We start from the raw sequence: 20,848 nt of genomic DNA on the forward strand, positions 1-20,848 counted from the left end.
CAGGACCTGTCCGCTCTGAGCAAAAAGAGTCCCCTCAACCGTTGTATTGCCGCCAATGCTGCCATGGCCACCCAGTGCCGCACCGGATGCGACATCGACCGTGCCGGTTCCGTCACCGAGCTTGCCGCCATCAAGACGCAGAGTGCCATCCTTCACAAGCGTATTGCCCTGGAAGGCGCTGCTGTCACCCGTTAAGGCCAGCGTACCAGCCCCCTGTTTGGCCAGTTGACCTGGCCCCGTAAAGGCAGACGTAATGGTAAAGGTGTTGGTGGGATCGACAATGTCAAAGCCACCGCCATTATGGCCCCAATCAATGGTGTCATCGGTACTGCTGGATTGCGTCCCGGTCACCCGCAGCGTGCCGCTGTTAAAATGAAGTGCACCTGAACCGAGGTTCTCGGCCTGCTCAATCGAGATGACCCCGGCATTGAAAAATGTATCGCCGTAACTGTTATTGCCCGAAAGTGTGAGCGTACCAGCTCCGTTCTGTGTGACACTGCCCGTGCCGGTGATGGCGCCGGAAAGCGGGGTCGCCCCCGTATTGTCGACCACGAGATTGCCACCATCAAGCGCAATATCGCCCATGATTGAACCATCCGTGGTGCCGTCACCCAGCTGCAGAATGCCGCCGGAAACCGTCGTGCCGCCCGTATAGCTATTGGAAGCCGTTGTGATCAGCGTACCATTACCCGCTTTGGTGAAAGCGCCTTTGGCAAGACCGGCATTCCCAATAAAATGTGTAAGCGTAACGGTCTTGGTATCACCAACCGAAACCGTGCCACCGGCAGAGGTCAGTGTCACCGCACGTGCAGAAGTCATATCGGCAGTAACCAGCAGCGTGCCACCATCGAAACGCAATGCACCAGACGCATCGCCAAGATTGCTGTCTGACGAAACCGACAATATACCCGCATTGAGGTTGGTGCCGCCTGTATAGGTATTGTGCGCAGTCAGAACGGTCGTCCCGATACCTGCTTGCAAAACGCCGCCTGTGCCGGAAATAACACCGTCAAAGGAGATGGTGTCCCTCCGGTTGAAGCCCAGCATACCGTTGTGCGTTGCATCTGTACCCGTATTCACATCACCGACGATACTGCCCGATGTGCCGCCGTCGCCAAGTTCCAAGATGCCCGCCGTAATGGTGGTGCCGCCTGTATAAGTATTATTTCCAGTCAGCATCGTCGTGCCGACGCCGCTCTGTTCAACAGAGCCGAAACCGTAAATCAAACCGGGCATTGTCATGCTATTGTTACGGTTAAAGACCAACACACCGTAATGGGTTGCATCTTCCCCGGTATTCACATCTGATACCAGACTACCCGTTGCGCCGCCGTTGCCCAGCTGCAACCTGGTGCCCTGAGCCAGGGTTGTAACCCCTGAATAAGTGTTGTCGCCCGAGAAGATTTGCGTGCCTTTTGCAAGTGTCACACCGGCTGTTCCAACGATCGCACCGCGGAAATCATCCCCAACCGTTGCATTGGTAATGGTAAGCGGCTTATCGGCAATGGAAACTTCACCACCGTCCTTGGTGCTGGTAAGACGCTTGAGACTCAGCTGACTGGCGGTCAGACCAGTCAAGTCGAGTGTTCCATCAACAGAAACACTCTCCAAATTCGAAATATCTATTGCGCCTGTTAATTTCAGCGTGCCCTCATCAATAAACCATGGGGCAGTGTCGTTGGTTATCTGACGGTTAATCGTCCACACCGAGGCGCCCTGCTTGCGATAGCCGGAAAAGCCACTGAAATTAAAAAGGTGATCATCAAGCTGGAAATCAAGTGTGTAATCCGCATCGCCGGCAAAAACCATGACATTGCCAGTGCCCGTGGACCAGACATTGCCCACGATGGTCGATGTGCCGGTCGCGTTTGACTCCCATTGCAGCGTATTGTCATTCCCTGTTATGACGGCTGCATAACCACGTAGTTTCGAGCCATCTTCCTGCAAACCACCGCCAAGATAACTTTTAGTAATAAAAGTATTATGATTGCCTGTAATACGCAGCCCAACACCAGCTAGCCCTGTTAGATCAGCTGGTGGATCTAAAGGGGGGCTCAGATCGTATAATTTAGCAGTCCCGCCTGAGACAAGGGCGCCACTATTCACAAAATTATTGTTTCCAGATAAGGTGATGCCATCACCAGCTTGACCTGTATCATGACTTGCACCACCAATTATATAAAAGTTATTCATGGTAGAACCAAGTACAAAGTTAATTTGGCCAGCCTCACTGGCAATCTCCATGCCTGCGCCAGCATTCCCCCGATTTCCTGCCAAATAAGGTAGTGCAACATTGTCACCACCTCTGATCTGAAAATCTCCTTCAAGTGTCAATTTTTTCCCGTAAAAGATGAGGGCCGTGCCACCGCCGCCGCCCGCACCATTCAAATACCCACCCCCGTTACCACCTCTAATAACAAATCTGTAAGTATTGTGAGTGGAAAAGGAAAGTGTATCGCCATAAAAGAAAATCCCGGCCCCACCGCCACCACCCGCACTAGAGCCCAGATTTCCATAGCTGTCAGGCCCGCCCGCAATACCATCCGACCCCGCAAAAGCAGTATTGTTGGCAGTTATAGAGAGCGTAAGGCTTCCACCGGGCTTATAATAATAAATCCCGTTGCCGCCGCCCGGGCCACCAGGACCGTAATGCTGTCCGCGAGATAACAGTCCGCCACCCTTCCCCGGAAAACCAACATAGCCTTCTGCACGCAACGCCCCCTTCAACTCCGGGCTATCCGCTGTGAGGTGATGAAGGCCCCCTTCTCCGCCGGCCGCATCACCATCAGCAGCGCCAGTCCCTCCGGCATGACTATCGCCAACAGATCCCGGTTTATTGTCGCCCGCGCCGCCTCCCCATGAAAGTCCGCCACTATCAAATGTCGCACCGTTTCCACCCACCAAACCTGTCTTGGGGTCTGAAAAGCCCTGGCCACTCACACCAGGGAGAGTGTCACTGTGACTGTCAATTGTTCCAAGTTGCAAAATTAATACGACAAGAGGAAAATACTTCAGCATATTATTTATTATACCCTAATTATTTATCGGAGACCTAAATGGCCGCTAATTATAGTTTCATTCCAACAACAGCCCTTCCTGTACAATTAGGAAGAGCTATTCAACATATTATTACAATCACTTTAGACAGTGGAACTTTCCCAAAAAATCCAATTGTAACGCTCACTGATGTAATAAACTTTGAAATATACAGCCCCAGCGTAAACAATGAGAAATTAATATATAGACTGGACGTTATCATAGATCCGGAAAATGACAAGAAAGGTACGGCCACTTTTTATTCCACGGTAAAAACCACTGCCCCTGTTGGATCAATTGCTCAATACAGAGCAACCTATGGCGTCGAACCTAGTTTAGCTTTATATAGGGTTGCTGATTTAGCACATACAACATCAACAAATCCCACAGAATATCTTTTTACAGTTAAACCAAACGACCCTGTTACAGACCCAGATAATAATCCAGACAATACAGCAACATATAATTTAAAAGTGGTAGGCGCAGACAACCTCCCTATTGCATTTTACGACATCTTTTGGAGCGACAAAATAAAAACTGGAGTTTTAGAAGGCTCTAATGTATATACTGATGGAACACCAGATCCCACAGACCCTACTAAGAAAACATATAAAATATTAAGCCCATTATTAGATGTACCTAAAGCCATAAGCCCTTCAGGGGCAGTTGTATATCATACAACGACGGATGTAAACGGCGAGACTACTTTATACGTTACAGCGAAAGATGCAGCTTGTAATGGAGTGCCATATTATTTTGCATCCCTTTTTGAATCTCAAATACTAGGAACAATTACCATATATGATCCAAACAATCCTCGGTTATTTATCCCAGACCCATACATAATAAATCCTTCATATAATGGTCAATACCTTAATCTTGATGCAATGTCCGATCCGTTGCTAGTGTCGTTAGATTCTTATTATGAAAGCTCGGGAACTGATACTGTTAATCTGGTATCAAACGGTATGCTTACAGACAGTTCTTCTTTTCAAGAACTGGTCGGAACCCGTAAACTTTTAAAGTTACCCAAAACAACTCTCTATACAACGCAATCATCCACGCCAAGCCCCTTCAATAAACTCTTTTTTGTAATCGCGGCAAATGATGGAACGGTACGCACATCGGTGTACAATACATTCAGGGCAATCGGAAGCAATATGGGCCCCAATCAACCAGATTACAGTATTCCAAGATACTCCCCTGCTGCCGACCTTCCCTATGTTTTAGGGGCATATATTACCGCAGATTCCATCATTGGAGGCGTACAGGTATATTACCGCTTCACCAACCAGAACTGGGTTCCAAAAGCAGGCGACATCCTTACCGCCACATATTATCTCAACGGATACCAGGCTGGAACCGAAGTCAAAAGAATGAACAAAATTGTAAGACCAGGATACATTATTACAACAGATGACATCAAAAGAGGCTACTATATAGATGAACTGGCGGCCGCAGAACTTCACGGGTATTCCAAATCGGTTAGTGGAAGATATCAGAAATTATACGTTGAATATACGATAAATTTCATGTCTGTAGCACCAACACTTAAATACTTTGCAATAAATGATTTCTTTTACTTAAGCACAGTTGCTCCTGGCGACTTTGGTTAAACCAATATCTAAATTCTGATAATTAAATTTCTATAGGTTTAACGTAGGGCATTTCCCATTTTAACGAACCAGTGGAAATGCTCTATCTGCCTTTTTTACGCATTATTCCATACAAAACCTTTGTGCATTTTTACCGAAAATAATTCACATCAAAATGTAATTTCACACAAGCCTTCACCAAAATCGGGCAAGAGCAATAACTCAAAACCCCGCTGTAAGTGAATATGTATCAAGCAAATTATTTAAAGTTTTCAGTAGAATCAGTTTGTATGAATTTGGTTAAAAATTCATGTATAAACGCCGTTTTTCACAAAGACCATAAATGAGATCGCCTTGCTTATATTCAATATAAGAATCTTGTATTATATCCATGATTAACAATATCCAAATCATGCGTTGTGTTTTAAGAGAGAGGTCAATCGCATTCAAAACTCAATATTACACAGTTCGAATGCGTGCCTATAGCAGTTAGAATTAACTTCTTCCCACTGTTGCTTTAAACCAGAGATCAAGCGTCATTCACTCCACGGTTAGCCGGATTATTGGCACGTATTTCAAGCCGCCAGAGAGGGTTGATATTGATCGGACCAGACCGGTACTCTGATCGTTTGTTTTAACCCGCATCTTCGTCCGAAAACCGTTTCACATTTTTCGGGATGCACTCTGAAGGTTGATCCTTGCAGCTAAGCTCGGCAGCAGGCTCTGCGATCCTGGTTACGTCACGGCCTGAAGATTTTGCATCGTAAAGAGCCTTATCGGCGCTATTCCATATGACATCAAATTCTGCACGTGTATTTACATGCCCGCTGCAAATACCAATACTTATTGTAAACGGTACTGCCCGCCCACGATGTCTAAATGGGTCTTCGGCAAGTTTTTTACGCAACTCCTTGCATTGCTGCTCACTGGAAATCGATGACTGCCCGGGAGCTAAAATCATGAATTCTTCACCGCCGACCCTCGCCAGCAAATTATCGTTCGAAAATGTATCTTTTATAAGCTCTGCACAATGTTTTAAAGCAGCGTCACCGACGGCATGGCCATAAGTGTCGTTTATCCGCTTGAAGTAATCGATATCGATCATGATAACGGAAACCAGACCGGAATAAGTTTTTCCTGCGCCCGGATTGGCGACCGCCTCAATGCTCCACCTATTAAGAAGCCCAGTCAGGGGATCACGCAGCGCTATCTCACGCAGATTGTTCATGCTGCGCTCATAAGCGATCAACAGGGAAAAAGCACCACTCGCGCCAATATGGATTGCGGCAGCAATGAGATTGAGTTGCAAAAAAATATCGGCAGGCAACAACGATTCCATGGATGGTTCGAAGAACCAGCCCTGGAGTGCGCGCAAAAAGGAAGAAATTATGAGAACAGCATAGCTGGCGATCAACCCCCATTTCGATTTCAAAACTTCCCGTTCGGTGGCGATTGACCATATAATTGCGAGGATCTGTATCGATATGAGCAGATTTATGATGCCAAAAACTGTGCTGTTGCCCAGCAGCGGCCAGGATATGAAGGTGAAAATTGCAGCCAAAGGCAGCAGTGTCATCTTCACCAATGAAGTCGAATGATGAAAAAACTCGCGGATGGCAATCCACCGAAAACAAAGACCAACAAACAGCAGTAAATTAGGAAAAAAAACATCAGCGGTACTTCCGCCAATTTCCTTTGAGAAGATGAAAAATGCAACAGCGAAAATAATATTCGATGTCACCATGTATAGCCAGTAATAACGGTCCCTCCTTTCAAGTCCCGCAAATGCGAAGGCAATCGCAAAAACCACAAGCCAAAGTGCATTGATTGTGAAGAGTGTCTGCTGATTTAATTCCATTATTGCAGACATTGTCATGTTCCTGAAGTTCATACATTTAAAGCGGTTGTGACGGCGCAATTCCAGATTATTCAGGCTCGAACTTTCCGAGTCTACGATACAGCTCTGCCCAATTGCCAATGTTTGCCGAAGCTCTTCCAGAACATCGCCAAGGGTCCAGTTTCTCGTGAGCGTTTGCGATCAGCCGTTCCAGCCCGCTCGACAGCGCGTCGCGCAAGCACACGGCACGGGCCTATAACTGCAACAATATTCCCGACAAACTGTATCATTGGCCTCTGTGGATAGGATGCAAAGGTTTGACCGCGCCGAAAACCGACAATCCACGTTTTAAGAGTGGTTAAAAACATGCGCGTTACCGTGGTAATCTGAGCTCGGGGAACAGGAAGAAACGTATTTTCGAGGTTCACTGCTCCTTGAACATTCCAGGTTGCAAAAGATTTCCCTTCAGCCAAATCCGTAACGCTGGAGAGCAAAGATCTAGGTGGAACATTCATGTGCATTAAGTTGAAATCCAATTTTCTAAGCGCATCAAATATTAGCAGATTTTTAAATATAGTGCAGTCTTTTTGATCAATTGCTTCTTGGCTTATCTAATTGTTTCGAAAAGATAAAATTATATTTTGATAACAGATTTTCCTAATATTCTATATAAAAGCGGAATTTCATGTGGCGCAACGAAAGAGTTAAACCGTTATGACACGGCAACAAATGGAACAGGTACAGGCAAATAACGGCGCTCTTTTGTCACTTGCGCGCTATTGAGTTCTGAATGCACAGCAAAAAATTGCGACAGAACCTTCACAACCCGCGCTATATCCACCGATGGCTGTTTTGTTTGAAGGCAAATTGCGCTAGTTAATCCTTATGGCGCAAAAGAAAGCACATGAAGTCGATCAGTTTATTGGCAAACCGAGCAGCTCGTTTCCGGTTGTGCTCCTCTATGGCCCCGATAAGGGGCTGGTAAGCGAACGTGCGCATCGGTACGCAAAAGCCACCAAATTACCGCTGGACGATCCATTTGCAGTCATTCGCATGGATGCCGATGAGATCGATGCTGATCCGGCAAAGCTTGCCGATGAAGCACGAACCATTTCCATGTTCGGTGGTGAGCGGCTGATCTGGATCAAAAATGCCGCCGGACAAAAGAAGCTGGCGGAAGCCGTGAAACTTCTGGTGAGCGAGCCGCCGCGTGAAACCTATATCCTCGTCGAAGCGGGCGATCTCAAAAAAGGTGCCGGCCTTCGCAGCGCTGTGGAAAACGGTTCTGCCGGCATGGCATTGCCGTGTTATTCAGACGATGCGCGCGGCATAGACGGCGTGATTGATGACGTGCTGGCCGAATGGAAAATGCAGATCACCATGGACGGACGGCAACTGTTGCGCGCGAGCCTCGGCGGCGATCGTCTGGCCACACGTGGTGAGTTGGAAAAGCTCTGCCTTTATGCACGCGGCAAGGAACGCATCGATATAGACGATGTGCGGGAAGCTGTCGGCGATGTGGCGGGACTTTCGACCGATGAAGTGGTGGACGCCGTTCTGACAGGCGATCTGCCGCGTTTTGAGGCCACATTTGACCGTGTCGTGAAATCGGGCACAGCACCCTTTCTGGTGCTCAACACGGCAGCGCGTCAGTTTCAACAGATACAGACGCTGCGCCATATCGCGGACACCGAACGCAAAAACGCGTCCGTTGTTGTCGCGTCGGCGCGACCACCGATCTTCTTCAACCGCAAGAAACTGATTGAAAATGCCGTTAGCCGATGGAATGCCGAAAGTCTTTCGCGTGTGATGGAACGTGTGCAGCGAGCCGTTCTCGAAAGCCGTCAGAATGCGGCGCTGTCGGTACCAATCATCCGTCAATGCCTGCTTGCAATTTCCGTTGAAGCCGTGAAACTTTCACGGCGGTAAAGCATTTCCAGCAAAAGTGCAGAGCGGTTTTGCGTAAGGACAATGCTTAAAAAACAAAGCATTTCCAGCAAAAGTGCAGAGCGGTTTTGCGTAAGGACAATGCTTAAAAAACAAAGCATTTCCAGCAAAAGTGCGGAGCGGTTTTGCGTAAGGATAATGCTTAAAAAACAAAGCATTTCCAGCAAAGGTGCATGAACTTTTACGTAAAACAAAAAGATAAAACGGCAGATGCGCTCTATCCGAGCTTAAGCTGTGGGCTTTGCTGGTATTTTCTCCACAACGCGATAAGCCAACCACCAAAATACCCGGCCGAAGCACCTGATACAACACCTGTAATCAGCGTGAGATTGGCATGATCTTCTGGATAAAGAACATTCAACACCGCAAGCACATATTGAGCGCAAAAGAAGATCAGGTTGCGGATGAGCGGCAGCGTGGCGCCAGCCCGCTCGATGGTTTTGTTTTGGCGATCAACGGCAATAATTTTCGGACCTGTGAGCAATCCAAACGGAGCCAACAGCACCAGAGCGATAAACCACGCGGTCAAAAATGAACCAAACAGCTCAGAGCTGTCGTCGAAATGCAAAAAGCCCACACCAATGAATATGATCGGCACAAAAAGCATTCTCCAGACGGAAACAATCTGTGTTTCACGCCCCTTGATGCCTTGTATGATCAGATAAGCCAGCAATCCCCATACATAGATCGGCGTATGGATGACAATCTGAACAAGCATATCCATAAGCATTGCCCTCCCCTTGAGCGACCGGTAACTTCGAAACCTAGCAGTCCAAACAGAAAAGCGATCAGCGGTTTAAATGATCACCAATCGCTTTAGATAATGGATGCTGTGAAAAATCGAAACCCCAATTTCTCAGCAAGTGATTCACACCGAGCGCATTTCCTTCTCCGACTTTTGAGGACGCGCTCTAGCTTTGCAGGCGACGGCAAATCTCATCGAGCTGTTCCAGCGAGCTATAGCGAATTTTCACATCGCCACCGCGTTCGCGATGATTGATTTCGACCTTCATGCCAGTGACATCAGAAAGCAGCTTTTCGAGCGCTTTGGTATCGGCATCTTTCTCCACAGGGGCACTCTTGCCCGGCTTTGGCTCGCCACCATTGCGCGCCTGCGATAAAGCTTCCACCTGACGCACAGACAGACCTTCCTTGACCACACGTTCCGCAAGAGCAGTCGGATCGTCCATGGTGATCAGGCTACGCGCATGCCCCGCCGACAAAGCACCGTCTGAGATAAAATCCTGCACCCTCTGCGGCAGTTTCAACAGGCGCAGCGTATTGGCGACATGACTGCGGCTCTTGCCGATAACCTGCGCAAGATCGGCCTGCGTATAGTCATGATTATCGATAAGCTGTTGATATCCCATTGCTTCTTCAACTGCATTGAGGTCTGCACGCTGTACGTTTTCAACGATTGCGATCTCAAGCGCCACGCGATCATCAACATCGCGGATGATAACAGGAATCGTATCGACCCCTGCACGCTGTGATGCACGCCAGCGGCGTTCACCGGCAATCAGCTCAAACCGGTCTGGTTCACCGGGTGCCGGACGAACCACAATCGGCTGAACGACACCATGTTCCTTGATGGACTGCGCCAGATCTTCCAGTTCGACTTCCGAGAACATGCGCCGCGGATTGCGTGGATTGCGTGTTACGAATTCAATCGGAACATTGCGCTCGCTGGAGATTGGCACCTTGCGCTCTTCCGCCGGGCGATCGATTTCACCAATCAGAGCGGCCAGGCCGCGGCCAAGCCGCTTTTTTGAAGGATCATCGTTCATCGTCAGCAGTCCCCGGAATCGTTACGTAGTCGAATCTATAAAGCATCGCCTGCGCGACACTCACTTAACTTATGCAGCTTTAAGCTGCCGCTCGCGCTGTATAACCTCAGATGCAAGCTGCAAATAAGCCTGGCTGCCCGCGCATTTCAGATCATAAAGAATCGCTGGCTTGCCATGCGATGGTGCTTCCGACACGCGGACATTGCGTGGGATAACAGTGCGATAGACCTTCTCTCCCATAAATGCGCGCACATCGTCAACAACCTGCGATGCAAGATTGTTACGGCTATCAAACATTGTCAGGACAATTCCCTGAATTGCCAGTTCGGAATTGATTGTCGAACGCACCTGATCAACCGTCTGCAACAGCTGGCTCAACCCTTCCAGCGCAAAGAACTCACACTGCAACGGCACCATAACAGAATCCGCAGCAGCCATTGCGTTCAACGTCAACAGATTCAGGGACGGAGGACAGTCGACGAGAATATAGGAAAACTTGTCAGCAACTGCGGAATCGAAACGCAATGCATCACGCAAGCGGCGGGTTCGATCCGGTGCCTGCGCAATCTCCATTTCGATACCCAGAAGATCCAGCGTCGATGGCACAATGTAAAGATTGGGCACGTCGCTCTGCATCGCTGCATCATTGGCAGATGCAGCCTGGGTCAATACATCATAAGACGACAAGGGGCGGTTAAGGCGATCAATACCGAGCCCTGTACTGGCATTGCCCTGTGGATCGAGATCAACGATCAGCACAGTTTCGCCAATGGCTGCCAGTGCTGTGGCGAGATTGATGGCAGTCGTTGTCTTGCCAACGCCACCCTTCTGATTTGCAATGGTTATGATCCGGGATCTTTTGCTCATTACCGTCGCCCTGCTGCTTTCTGTCTTATCGATGATGAATTAACCGGAGATACGACGCAGATTGCTGATCTCGAGTATCACTGAGGCTTTATCGATAGCACTTTCGTGTTGTATCAGATCAAAGCTCCAGCCGACACGGCTTTCATCAATTTCCCGCTGGTAATCCCGACCTTTTTGAAAAAGAGCTTTAGCCCCTCCGGTAAGCCAAGGTTCCGCGAGCACGAAAAGATCGTTCAGCGAAGCGAGTGCGCGGGCCGTTACAACATCCGGCACCTCGATTTTGTCCCACATCGCTTCGATACGGGCGGAGGAAACGCGTGCGGGAACAGTTAGTTGGCCAGCAGCAGTGCGAAGAAATGCAGCCTTTTTGCCGGCACTTTCGACCAGATCAATCGAAGCACCCGGAACTTCCTTGAGAAAGCAGGCGGTTACAATGCCGGGGAAACCCCCGCCCGATCCCAGATCAAGCCATCGCTTTGCATCGGGAGCGAGCGGAAATACCTGCGCACTGTCAAGAATATGACGGCTCCAGAGATCCGCCAATGTGGATGGAGAGGCCAGATTGATGGCTGAACACCATTTGCGAAACAGCGCTTCAAAGGCAATCAATCGCTCCGTTGTTTCACGTGAAACACCAGGAACAATCGTTTTCAAGCTAGAATAATGGCTATCCACAGTCATGCTGCGCCCTTCTCGGCGTCCAACTCATCTGCCGCCCGCGCCCGCGCGCCATGCTTCTTGATATGTGTAATCAGCAAAGCAAGAGCCGCCGGTGTAATGCCTTCCACACGCTGCGCCTCGGCAATCGTTTCCGGCATACGCTGTTTAAGCTTGGCTTTCAGCTCATTCGACAGGCCGGAAATCGAATCAAAATCCAGCGATGCCGGAATGAAAAGCCGTTCCTCACGCTCCATCACCGCTATATCACTTTGCTGCCGATCCATATAAACCGCATATTGCGCTTCAATCTCCAAAGCTTCGCGGGTCACAGATGCAATGCCATCGAGTTCTGGCCAGATAGCCTTCAGCTTCTCCAGATCAATATCAGGATAGGACAAAAGATCATAGGCTGAGCGACGCACACCGTCCTGATTGAGATGCAACGCATAGCGGCTCGCCTGATTGGGCGTGATCATCAGTTGCTTTGTCATGTCGCGCGCAGCGGACAATGCCTCTTCACGCGCCACAAACCTCTCGCGCCGTTCCTGACTGAGAATGCCAAGCCGATCAGCCAGCGGCGTCAGACGCTGATCGGCATTGTCCGCACGCAATGACAGGCGAAACTCGGCGCGCGATGTGAACATGCGATAAGGCTCACTCACTCCGCGCGATGTCAGATCATCCACCATCACGCCGATATAGGCTTCGGTCCGCTGGATGATAACAGGGTCACTGCCCCCTGCCCGTCTTGCGGCATTCAGGCCTGCCAGCAATCCCTGCGCACCGGCTTCTTCATAGCCGGTCGTGCCATTGATCTGACCGGCCAGAAACAAACCAGTCACCCGGCGGGTTTCAAGACTGCGCTTCAACTCGCGCGGATCGATGAAATCATATTCAATAGCATAGCCCGGCTGGAGCATAATCGTCTTCTCAAGACCAGGAATGGTCTTGAGATAAGCAAGCTGCACTTCTTCCGGCAATGATGTGGAAATGCCATTCGGATAGACCGTGTGATCATCCAGTCCTTCCGGCTCAAGAAAAATCTGGTGCCCATCACGATCACCAAATTTGACGATCTTGTCTTCGACCGATGGGCAGTAACGCGGACCAATCCCCTCAATCGAACCGGAATACATCGCGGAACGATGCAGGTTAGCGCGAATGATAGCATGGGTCTCAGGTGTTGTGCGCGTGATGCCGCAATCGATCTGTGGCGTGGTGATCCTATCCGTCATCAGTGAGAATGGAACCGGATCCTCATCTGCGGACTGCATATCAAGGCTTTGCCAATCAATGGTGCGGCCATCAAGGCGCGGCGGCGTGCCGGTCTTAAGACGCCCAACGGCAAAACCCAAGCCGCGCAATGTATCTGACAGGCCAAGCGCCGGCTTCTCACCCATGCGGCCAGCCGGTATCTTCTTCTCACCGATATGGATCAAACCGTTGAGGAAAGTTCCTGTGGTCAGGACGACCGCATCACAGGCAAGCCTGCGCCCATCCCCCAGAACAACGCCGGTAATCACGCCGTCAGTCACGCAAATATCCGATGCACCGCCTTCAACGACAGTCAGATTATCCTGCGCCGAAATCAGCTCTTGCATGGCAAGGCGATAAAGCTTGCGGTCCGCCTGGGTACGAGGACCGCGAACAGCCGGACCTTTGCGACGATTAAGCAGACGAAACTGAATGCCTGCCTTGTCGGCAACACGTCCCATCAATCCATCCAGCGCATCGATCTCACGCACAAGATGACCTTTGCCCAGTCCGCCGATAGCGGGATTGCATGACATAACGCCAATCGTATCAAAGCGATGCGTGACAAGTGCTGTACGAGCGCCCGTGCGTGCAGAAGCTGCGGCCGCTTCGCAGCCCGCATGTCCGCCACCAATGACAATGACGTCAAAAGCTGTCGCTTCGGCAGAACCTGAAATGTTCATCCTGATGCACCCAAATCAATTCGAGAAAGCAGTCTCTTTGACATGTTTCAACGTTGAACGGAAGGGGGAAGTCGGGCAAAGCGTCATCAACTCTTTGCTAAAATTGATACGAAATGCGACTCACGCTTCCGTTCTGGAGTCAAGAAGGATAGGCAGATTCCACAGATGTTTCACGTGAAACAATCACATCAACGCAGTCACCCCGCGATGGGGTTTCACGTGAATCACTCATTTTCCGATGCAGAATTGCGAGAAAATCACATCCAATATTTCTTCAACATCAACATCCCCGGTGATGCGTCCGAGATGTTGCGATGCGCGGCGCATATTCTCTGCACGCAATTCCAAAGGAAGGTCATCGCGCTCAATCGCGATGTCTATTTCCGAAATTGTCGATTGCAGCAGATTGATGTGCCGCTGCCGGGTTGGCACGGCATCATTGATCAACCCGATGCGCTTTTCAGCAAAGCCCTGTAAGGCTGCCAGCAAAGCATCAAGCCCCTCAGAGGTCCGCGTGGAAATGCGATAGTCCCAATTGCGCTCGGTCAAACCTTCAAGATCGGTTTTGGTACCAACTGTCCAAATGTCAGCAGCGCCCTCGTCAAGCGTAACGGAAATCGGCTCCTGCATATCTTCCAGCAACAGAACCAGATCCGCCTCAGCCGCACGTTCGCGCGCACGTTCAATCCCGATGCGTTCAACCTGACTTGTCGTCTCCCGCAAGCCAGCCGTGTCGGTCACATAAACCGGTATTCCACCGAGATTAAGTTTAACCTCAAGAAGATCACGCGTCGTACCCGCCTCTTCAGAAATAATCGCGATCTCGCGCCCGGCAAGAAAATTAAGCAGACTGGACTTTCCCGCATTGGGCGCACCCGCGATAACGACGTGCAAACCATCGCGCAGCATCGCGGCCCGTTTGCCACTCTCTATATGGCGCACAATTTCACCGCGCAAAGATTTGAGCGCATTCCAAACCTGTCCGGAAACCGAACCGGGAACATCTCCCTCATCGGCAAAATCCAACTCCGCCTCAATCAATGCCCGTGCGCGGATCAGTCTTTGACGCCATTCTGTATAGAGCTGACGCTGCGCGCCCGATGCGACCTGAAGAGCCAGACGACGCTGGCCTTCAGTTTCAGCAGCAATCAAATCAGCCAGACCTTCGGCAATCGTCAGGTCCATCTTGCCATTGGTGAAAGCGCGTCGCGTAAATTCGCCCGCTTCCGCAATCCGACAATGAGGAAAATGGGCAAATTCTTCCAACAGTTTTTCAACAACAGCAATGCCACCGTGAAGGTGGAACTCCGCGCAATCTTCACCGGTAAAGCTGTTTGGTCCGGCAAAGAACAGCGCCAATCCCCTATCGATCGCTTCACCATTGCGCGTGCGAAAGGTTTTGTAGGCGGCATATCGCGGTTCGATAGTCTGACCCAAAACCGTTTCGATAACGAATCGAACTTGCGGGCCAGATATGCGAACCACTGCCACGCCCGACGGCAGGCGTCCGCTCGACAAGGCAAAAATAGTGTCGTGAAGATGTTGCGGCTCGCTCATTTGATTTCCCGTTCTATATAGATTGTTACGTGATATTCATTCGTGTGAGGAAAGAAAAGGCTTATGACTGATATCAGCAGCAACCGGCTCGGCAAGGAGCCAAGCGCTTATCTTCGTCAGCACGCCGATAATCCGGTGCACTGGCAGCCCTGGAGCAGGCAAGCGCTGGATGCTGCCCGCGCCCTCAACCGCCCTATCCTGCTTTCCATTGGATATGCCGCTTGTCACTGGTGCCATGTGATGGCGCACGAGTCTTTTGAAGACCCGGAAGTGGCAAAAGTCATGAACGCGCTTTTCGTAAATGTGAAGGTCGATCGCGAAGAACGTCCGGATATTGACCAGATTTATATGGCTGCGCTTGGCGCCATGGGCCAACAGGGCGGATGGCCGCTCACAATGTTTCTGCGCCCGGATGGGAAACCGTTCTGGGGTGGCACCTATTTTCCACCAAAAGCAAGGCACAATCTGCCCGGCTTCGTTGATGTCCTCAAAGCAGTTGATAATCTCTGGCGGGAAGATCAAGAAAGAATTAACCATAATGCCGATGCGGTCTTCAGCCATCTCGAAAGCCGCCTTGCCGCGCAAACAGTGGCCAGCGCCAATGAAATTGCGCATTTTGATCGGGTCACTGATCGCATATATGCGATGTTCGATCCCGTTCGCGGCGGCCTTGAGAATGCACCCAAATTCCCCAGCGCACCCTTTATGGATGCTTTGTGGTTGTCCTGGCTCTATAACCGCCAAACCCATCATCGCGATACATTCCTGTTGTCGCTGAAAACAATGCTTCAAGGTGGCATCTATGATCATTTGGGTGGCGGCCTTTGTCGCTACAGCGTCGATGCAGACTGGCTCATGCCGCATTTCGAAAAGATGCTCTATGACAATGCACAACTCATTCGGCATGCAACCTATGCCTATGCTGAAACGCAAAATGATTTGTTCCGTATCCGAATCGAAGAGATCATTGACTGGCTGATCCGGGAAATGCGTTTGCCAGACGGAAGTTTTGCATCAAGCCTCGATGCCGACAGCGAAGGCGAAGAAGGAAAGTTCTATATTTTTACTGACACTGAGATTGATCAGGTTCTCGGAGAACAGGCGTCAGCCTTCAAAGCCTTCTATGGCGTCAAACCGGAAGGCAATTTTGAGGGAAAAAATATTCTCAACCGCCTTCATGCTGTTGATGAAGCAGCGGTGCATCCTGCTGATATAGAGGCATCAAGGAAAAAGCTGCTCGATTATCGCTCCAAACGTGTGCGTCCCGGACGTGACGAAAAAGCGCTGACAGACTGGAATGCACTGGTAATTCGCGCGCTGGCAGAAGCAGGACGCTGCTTCCAGAGACAGGACTGGATTGACCATGCGCTGACCGCTTACCGTTCAACAGGGTCATCCTTTCACGATGGCCGCATGGCGCATTGCCGGATGGATGACACGCTGCTCTACCCTGCCCTTGCAACCGATTATGCAGCAATGATCAACGCTGCAATTTCGCTGTTTGAAGCAACATCAAACCCAACATTCATTCAGGACGCGCTGGCGCTCAAAGAGGCGCTTGATAAAAACAATCGCGATGCGTCAGGCAATTACAGGCTCTCCGCAATCAACGCCGAAGATGTCATCCTTCATAGTTATGGCGATTATGACGAGGCAATCCCCAGCGCCACCGGTCAGATTATCGAAGCATGCACCCGCTTGTTTCTCATAACCGGCGATCTGCATCTCTATCATCAGAATGAGCGACTGGTCGAACAGGCCATGGGCCGCGCGCTTGCGCAACAATATGGACAGATCGGCATATTGAATGCGAGCCGATTTGCAGCCGAACCACTATCGCTTGTTATTGCCGATGACAGCGCTGAGGGAGACTTAACCGCAGTGGCTCGGGAAATTCCTGATCCACGGCGTGTCGACAAGATTGTCCGTTTTGAAGCAGGTAAAGCTATCGCGCTTCCAACAGGTGGCATTGCACAGGCCGATAAACCTTCAGCCTGGCTCTGTAAGGGGCAGGTCTGCCTCGCACCGGTAGAGACAGCGGCAGCGCTTAGAATCCTTCTCAGCGAGCATCCATGACGACTTTTCACAGCCAAACAAAACGCCGCGCTGATTGCTCAACGCGGCGTTTTTCATAACAACGAAGTCGAGAAATTACGTGTTCATCGAATCGAAGAACTCGCTGTTGCTCTTCGTCTGCTTGAGCTTGTCGATAAGGAATTCAATCGCATCGGTCGTTCCCATTGGAGCAAGGATACGGCGCAGCACGAAAATCTTCTGAAGATCGGCGCGTGGAACAAGCAGATCTTCCTTACGGGTGCCGGACTTGAGAATGTCCATGGCCGGGAAGATACGCTTGTCGGCAACCTTGCGGTCGAGAACGATTTCAGAGTTGCCCGTGCCCTTAAATTCTTCAAAGATCACTTCGTCCATGCGCGAACCCGTGTCGATCAGCGCCGTTGCAATGATGGTGAGCGAGCCACCTTCTTCAATGTTACGGGCTGCACCAAAGAAGCGCTTTGGACGTTGCAGAGCATTCGCATCCACACCACCGGTCAGAACCTTGCCCGATGACGGCACAACCGTGTTGTAGGCGCGGCCAAGGCGAGTGATGGAATCAAGAAGGATCACAACATCGCGGCCGTGTTCAACAAGCCGCTTGGCCTTCTCGATGACCATTTCAGCAACCTGCACGTGACGCGTTGCCGGCTCATCGAAGGTCGAAGAAACAACTTCACCCTTCACCGAACGCTGCATGTCCGTCACTTCTTCCGGGCGTTCATCAATCAGAAGCACGATCAGATAGCATTCAGGATGATTTGCGGTGATCGAATGCGCGATATTCTGCAACAGAACCGTTTTACCGGTGCGTGGCGGCGCAACAATCAGACCGCGCTGGCCCTTGCCGAGCGGTGCAACAAGATCAATCACACGCGACGAAAGATCTTTCGATGTTGGAACTTCCAGTTCCATCTTGAAGCGCTCATTTGGATAGAGCGGCGTCAGATTGTCGAAGTGAACCTTATGGCGGATCTTTTCAGGATCTTCAAAATTGATGGTGTTGACCTTGAGAAGCGCAAAATACCGTTCGCCTTCCTTGGGACCGCGGATCGGACCTTCAACCGTATCACCGGTCTTCAACGAGAAGCGGCGAAGCTGGGAAGGTGAAATATAAATATCGTCCGGACCCGGCAGATAATTGGCGTCAGCCGAGCGCAGGAAGCCAAATCCGTCCTGCAACACTTCGACCACGCCTTCGCCGATAATTTCGACGTCCTGAGCAGCGAGGCTTTTGAGGATCGCGAACATCAGTTCCTGCTTGCGCATGGCGCTTGCATTTTCGACCTCAAGCGTATCGGCAAATGCCAGCAGCTCAACCGGAGTTTTGTTTTTAAGTTCTTGTAGTTTCATTTCCTGCATGGGTGAGGAACTCTTTTGAAATATAAGGAGAAAAATGCAGTTGTTCGGAAAGGTGGGCCACTTGGAACGCGACCGGCATCGAAGGCCTGCTGTCATGGTGGGAAGAGGACTCACTCATACCGGTTTGCGGCATGAAGAGCAAGTCTCAGTTAAGGACTGCTGGAAATTTGTGCAATAGGAAAAAGGTAGAAGCCCGGAAAAAAATCCGGGCTATCTTGCAAAAATATAAAAATCAGAATGGTTTCACGATCACCAGAATGACGATCAAGATCATCAAAATGGTTGGAACTTCATTGATGACACGCCAGTGTTTTGCAGATTTGGTGTTCTTGTCCTGAGCAAAAAGCCGTGTCGCCTTCGACAGATAGCCGTGTACGCCCGACAATAGCACCACGAGAAGAATTTTTGCGTGCAGCCAGCCGCCCTGAAAATCAAATATCTCCCAGGCCATCCACAGACCGGCAATCCACGTTACAATCATAGCGGGATTTATAATAAACCGCAGCAACCTCCGCTCCATAACCTTGAAGGTTTCAGAGGTTTCAGAGCCGGGCGTTGCCGCACAATGATAAACGAAAAGTCGCGGCAGATAGAGCATGCCCGCCATCCAGGCGATCACAGCAATAACGTGGATAGACTTGACCCAAAGATAAGCATCAGCTGGATTCACGTGAAACAATCCCCATAAACCGAGTAGCACAATCACCAAAGCGGCAATGATGCGGATCAGAGCGGCTTTGCCGCTGTTTGTGTTGTCAGAGGCCACAATCAGTACCCTCCACGAACCCGATCAATCATACGCTGAACATTTTCAATCGGTGCCTGTGGCGTAATTCCATGGCCGAGATTGAAAATCAGCGGACCGTTGCCAAGATTTTTGAGGATCGCATCAACGCCTTCATCAAGCGCCGCTCCACCAGCAACAACCCGCAGCGGATCAAGATTACCCTGAATGGCGCCTTCCTTTTGCAATTCCTGCGCAAAAGAAACCGGCACCGACCAGTCAAGCCCCAGTACATCGACACCGGTTTTTTCACGATAGCCTGCATAAAGCATTGCCGCACCTTTCGGGAAACCGATAATGCGCGCGTCAGGATATACGGCCCTCACCTTTTGCACGATACGCGCAACAGGACGAATGCAGAAACGCTCAAAGCAATCTTCATCCAGAACGCCGGACCAGGAATCAAAAATCTGAACCGCATCCGCGCCTGCATCAAGCTGTTCGATCAGATATTCAGCCGAAACATCCGCCAGATCATTCAAAAGCTTTTCGAAAGCTTCCGGGAAGCGATAGGCAAACAAACGCGCGGGAGCCTGATCCGGGGTACCATGACCGGCGATCATGTAGGTCGCAACGGTCCAGGGAGCGCCACAGAAGCCCAACAGCGTTGTTTCGTCGGGTAACTGCTCGCGAAGCAGCCGAACCGTCTCATAGACCGGCTCCAGGCGTTTTGCGACACCTTCGGTTTCAAGCCAGAAGATTTCATCCGCATCAATCGGTGTCATCAAAGGCCCTCTTCCTTCTTCAAAGCGAAGGTCACGCCCAAGGGCATGAGGGACAACCAGAATATCGGAAAACAGAATGGCTGCATCAAAGCCAAAACGGCGGATAGGCTGAAGTGTGACTTCGACAGCCAGATCGGGCGAATAGCAAAGGTCGAGAAAGCTTCCGGCCTGTTTGCGGACTTCGCGATATTCAGGAAGGTATCGCCCTGCCTGGCGCATCATCCAGATCGGAGGTGGAAAGACTGTCTCACCGTCTATGACTTTCAAGACTTTGCGCTTCATTGCATTCCACCCTGTCTGATTTTCGTTATCTCGTGTGAAAGTTTTCCCGTCCGGCTTTCATAAAGAAAGGATGATTCAGGAATCTTTTGATTCTTAGAGTCTGTTGGAATCGGGGATTAAGCTTTGTCCGCTTTTTCCCCACAGTTCCGCTCTGGCCATCAAAGCCTGTGCGAACATTCACCGATCATTCTGCCAAATGCAATGAAAACTAAATTCTTTCATTGAATATAAGGAGTTACCAATTGCCGCAGTTTTGCACTATTTGTGGACAAGCTGGGTATATCGATGAGTTTTCCAAATGTTACGAGTCTTGTCCACAGTGACTTTCAAAAGCGGCCCACATGTTGGCTGGCTGTGGATGACTTGCCAAGTTTCCCACCGCCTGCCATGGCTTGTGGATGAAACCTGCGTTTTACG

General features: G+C 50.3%; 14 protein-coding genes. 3 read left to right on the forward strand and 11 right to left on the reverse strand.

The window, feature by feature from the left end:
- The coding region (locus ABE530_RS15275) for a beta strand repeat-containing protein (protein WP_499695075.1) at window positions 1–2,901 on the reverse strand (2,901 nt) is incomplete at its 3' end.
- A 155-nt stretch (window positions 2,902–3,056) separates the two neighbouring features.
- On the opposite strand from ABE530_RS15275, the gene ABE530_RS15280 reads away from it, so the two are divergent.
- Complete coding sequence (locus ABE530_RS15280; protein WP_499695076.1) at window positions 3,057–4,652, forward strand: hypothetical protein; 1,596 nt, start codon at window positions 3,057–3,059, stop codon at window positions 4,650–4,652.
- 613 nt (window positions 4,653–5,265) lie between these two features.
- Here the strand turns inward: ABE530_RS15280 and ABE530_RS15285 are convergent.
- Window positions 5,266–6,501: a GGDEF domain-containing protein gene (locus ABE530_RS15285; protein WP_499695077.1), complete on the reverse strand. Its 1,236-nt coding sequence runs from the start codon at window positions 6,499–6,501 to the stop codon at window positions 5,266–5,268.
- Between the two features lie 852 nt (window positions 6,502–7,353).
- Between ABE530_RS15285 and holA the strand changes: the two genes are divergently transcribed.
- Window positions 7,354–8,397, forward strand: coding sequence for a DNA polymerase III subunit delta (gene holA / locus ABE530_RS15290; RefSeq protein WP_499695078.1), 1,044 nt, complete (start codon window positions 7,354–7,356; stop codon window positions 8,395–8,397).
- A 235-nt stretch (window positions 8,398–8,632) separates the two neighbouring features.
- On the opposite strand, the gene ABE530_RS15295 is transcribed toward holA, so the two are convergent.
- The 6 genes from ABE530_RS15295 to mnmE form a co-directional block, all read right to left on the reverse strand.
- Window positions 8,633–9,145 carry a DUF6622 family protein gene (locus ABE530_RS15295; protein WP_499695079.1) on the reverse strand — a complete coding sequence of 171 codons (513 nt, stop codon included), beginning with the start codon at window positions 9,143–9,145 and terminating at the stop codon, window positions 8,633–8,635.
- A gap of 181 nt (window positions 9,146–9,326) precedes the next feature.
- Window positions 9,327–10,202 (reverse strand): ParB/RepB/Spo0J family partition protein, encoded by an 876-nt coding sequence (locus ABE530_RS15300; protein WP_265982428.1) that lies wholly within the window; start codon window positions 10,200–10,202, stop codon window positions 9,327–9,329.
- Between the two features lie 69 nt (window positions 10,203–10,271).
- Window positions 10,272–11,069, reverse strand: a complete 798-nt coding sequence (locus ABE530_RS15305) for a ParA family protein (protein WP_499695080.1) — start codon at window positions 11,067–11,069, stop codon at window positions 10,272–10,274.
- A gap of 39 nt (window positions 11,070–11,108) precedes the next feature.
- Window positions 11,109–11,750, reverse strand: a complete 642-nt coding sequence (rsmG, locus tag ABE530_RS15310) for a 16S rRNA (guanine(527)-N(7))-methyltransferase RsmG (RefSeq protein WP_499695081.1) — start codon at window positions 11,748–11,750, stop codon at window positions 11,109–11,111.
- Window positions 11,747–13,666: a tRNA uridine-5-carboxymethylaminomethyl(34) synthesis enzyme MnmG gene (gene mnmG, locus ABE530_RS15315; RefSeq protein ID WP_499695082.1), complete on the reverse strand. Its 1,920-nt coding sequence runs from the start codon at window positions 13,664–13,666 to the stop codon at window positions 11,747–11,749. The genes rsmG and mnmG overlap by 4 nt, the downstream gene beginning before the upstream one ends.
- Before the next feature lie 228 nt (window positions 13,667–13,894).
- Window positions 13,895–15,223 (reverse strand): tRNA uridine-5-carboxymethylaminomethyl(34) synthesis GTPase MnmE, encoded by a 1,329-nt coding sequence (mnmE, locus tag ABE530_RS15320; protein ID WP_499695083.1) that lies wholly within the window; start codon window positions 15,221–15,223, stop codon window positions 13,895–13,897.
- Between the two features lie 63 nt (window positions 15,224–15,286).
- On the opposite strand from mnmE, the gene ABE530_RS15325 reads away from it, so the two are divergent.
- Window positions 15,287–17,299 carry a thioredoxin domain-containing protein gene (locus tag ABE530_RS15325; protein WP_499695084.1) on the forward strand — a complete coding sequence of 671 codons (2,013 nt, stop codon included), beginning with the start codon at window positions 15,287–15,289 and terminating at the stop codon, window positions 17,297–17,299.
- 75 nt (window positions 17,300–17,374) lie between these two features.
- Here ABE530_RS15325 and rho read toward each other — a convergent pair whose 3' ends face one another.
- The 3 genes from rho to hemE form a co-directional block, all read right to left on the reverse strand.
- On the reverse strand, window positions 17,375–18,640 hold the full coding sequence (rho, locus tag ABE530_RS15330; protein WP_265982434.1) for a transcription termination factor Rho: 1,266 nt from the start codon (window positions 18,638–18,640) through the stop codon (window positions 17,375–17,377).
- Between the two features lie 232 nt (window positions 18,641–18,872).
- Window positions 18,873–19,409 carry a protoporphyrinogen oxidase HemJ gene (hemJ, locus tag ABE530_RS15335; RefSeq protein ID WP_265983804.1) on the reverse strand — a complete coding sequence of 179 codons (537 nt, stop codon included), beginning with the start codon at window positions 19,407–19,409 and terminating at the stop codon, window positions 18,873–18,875.
- On the reverse strand, window positions 19,409–20,431 hold the full coding sequence (gene hemE / locus ABE530_RS15340) for a uroporphyrinogen decarboxylase (RefSeq protein WP_499695085.1): 1,023 nt from the start codon (window positions 20,429–20,431) through the stop codon (window positions 19,409–19,411). The genes hemJ and hemE overlap by 1 nt, the downstream gene beginning before the upstream one ends.
- Window positions 20,432–20,848: the final 417 nt, after the last annotated feature.

Source organism: Brucella sp. TWI559, assembly GCF_039674265.1.
Taxonomy (GTDB): Bacteria; Pseudomonadota; Alphaproteobacteria; order Rhizobiales; family Rhizobiaceae; genus Brucella; species Brucella chromiisoli.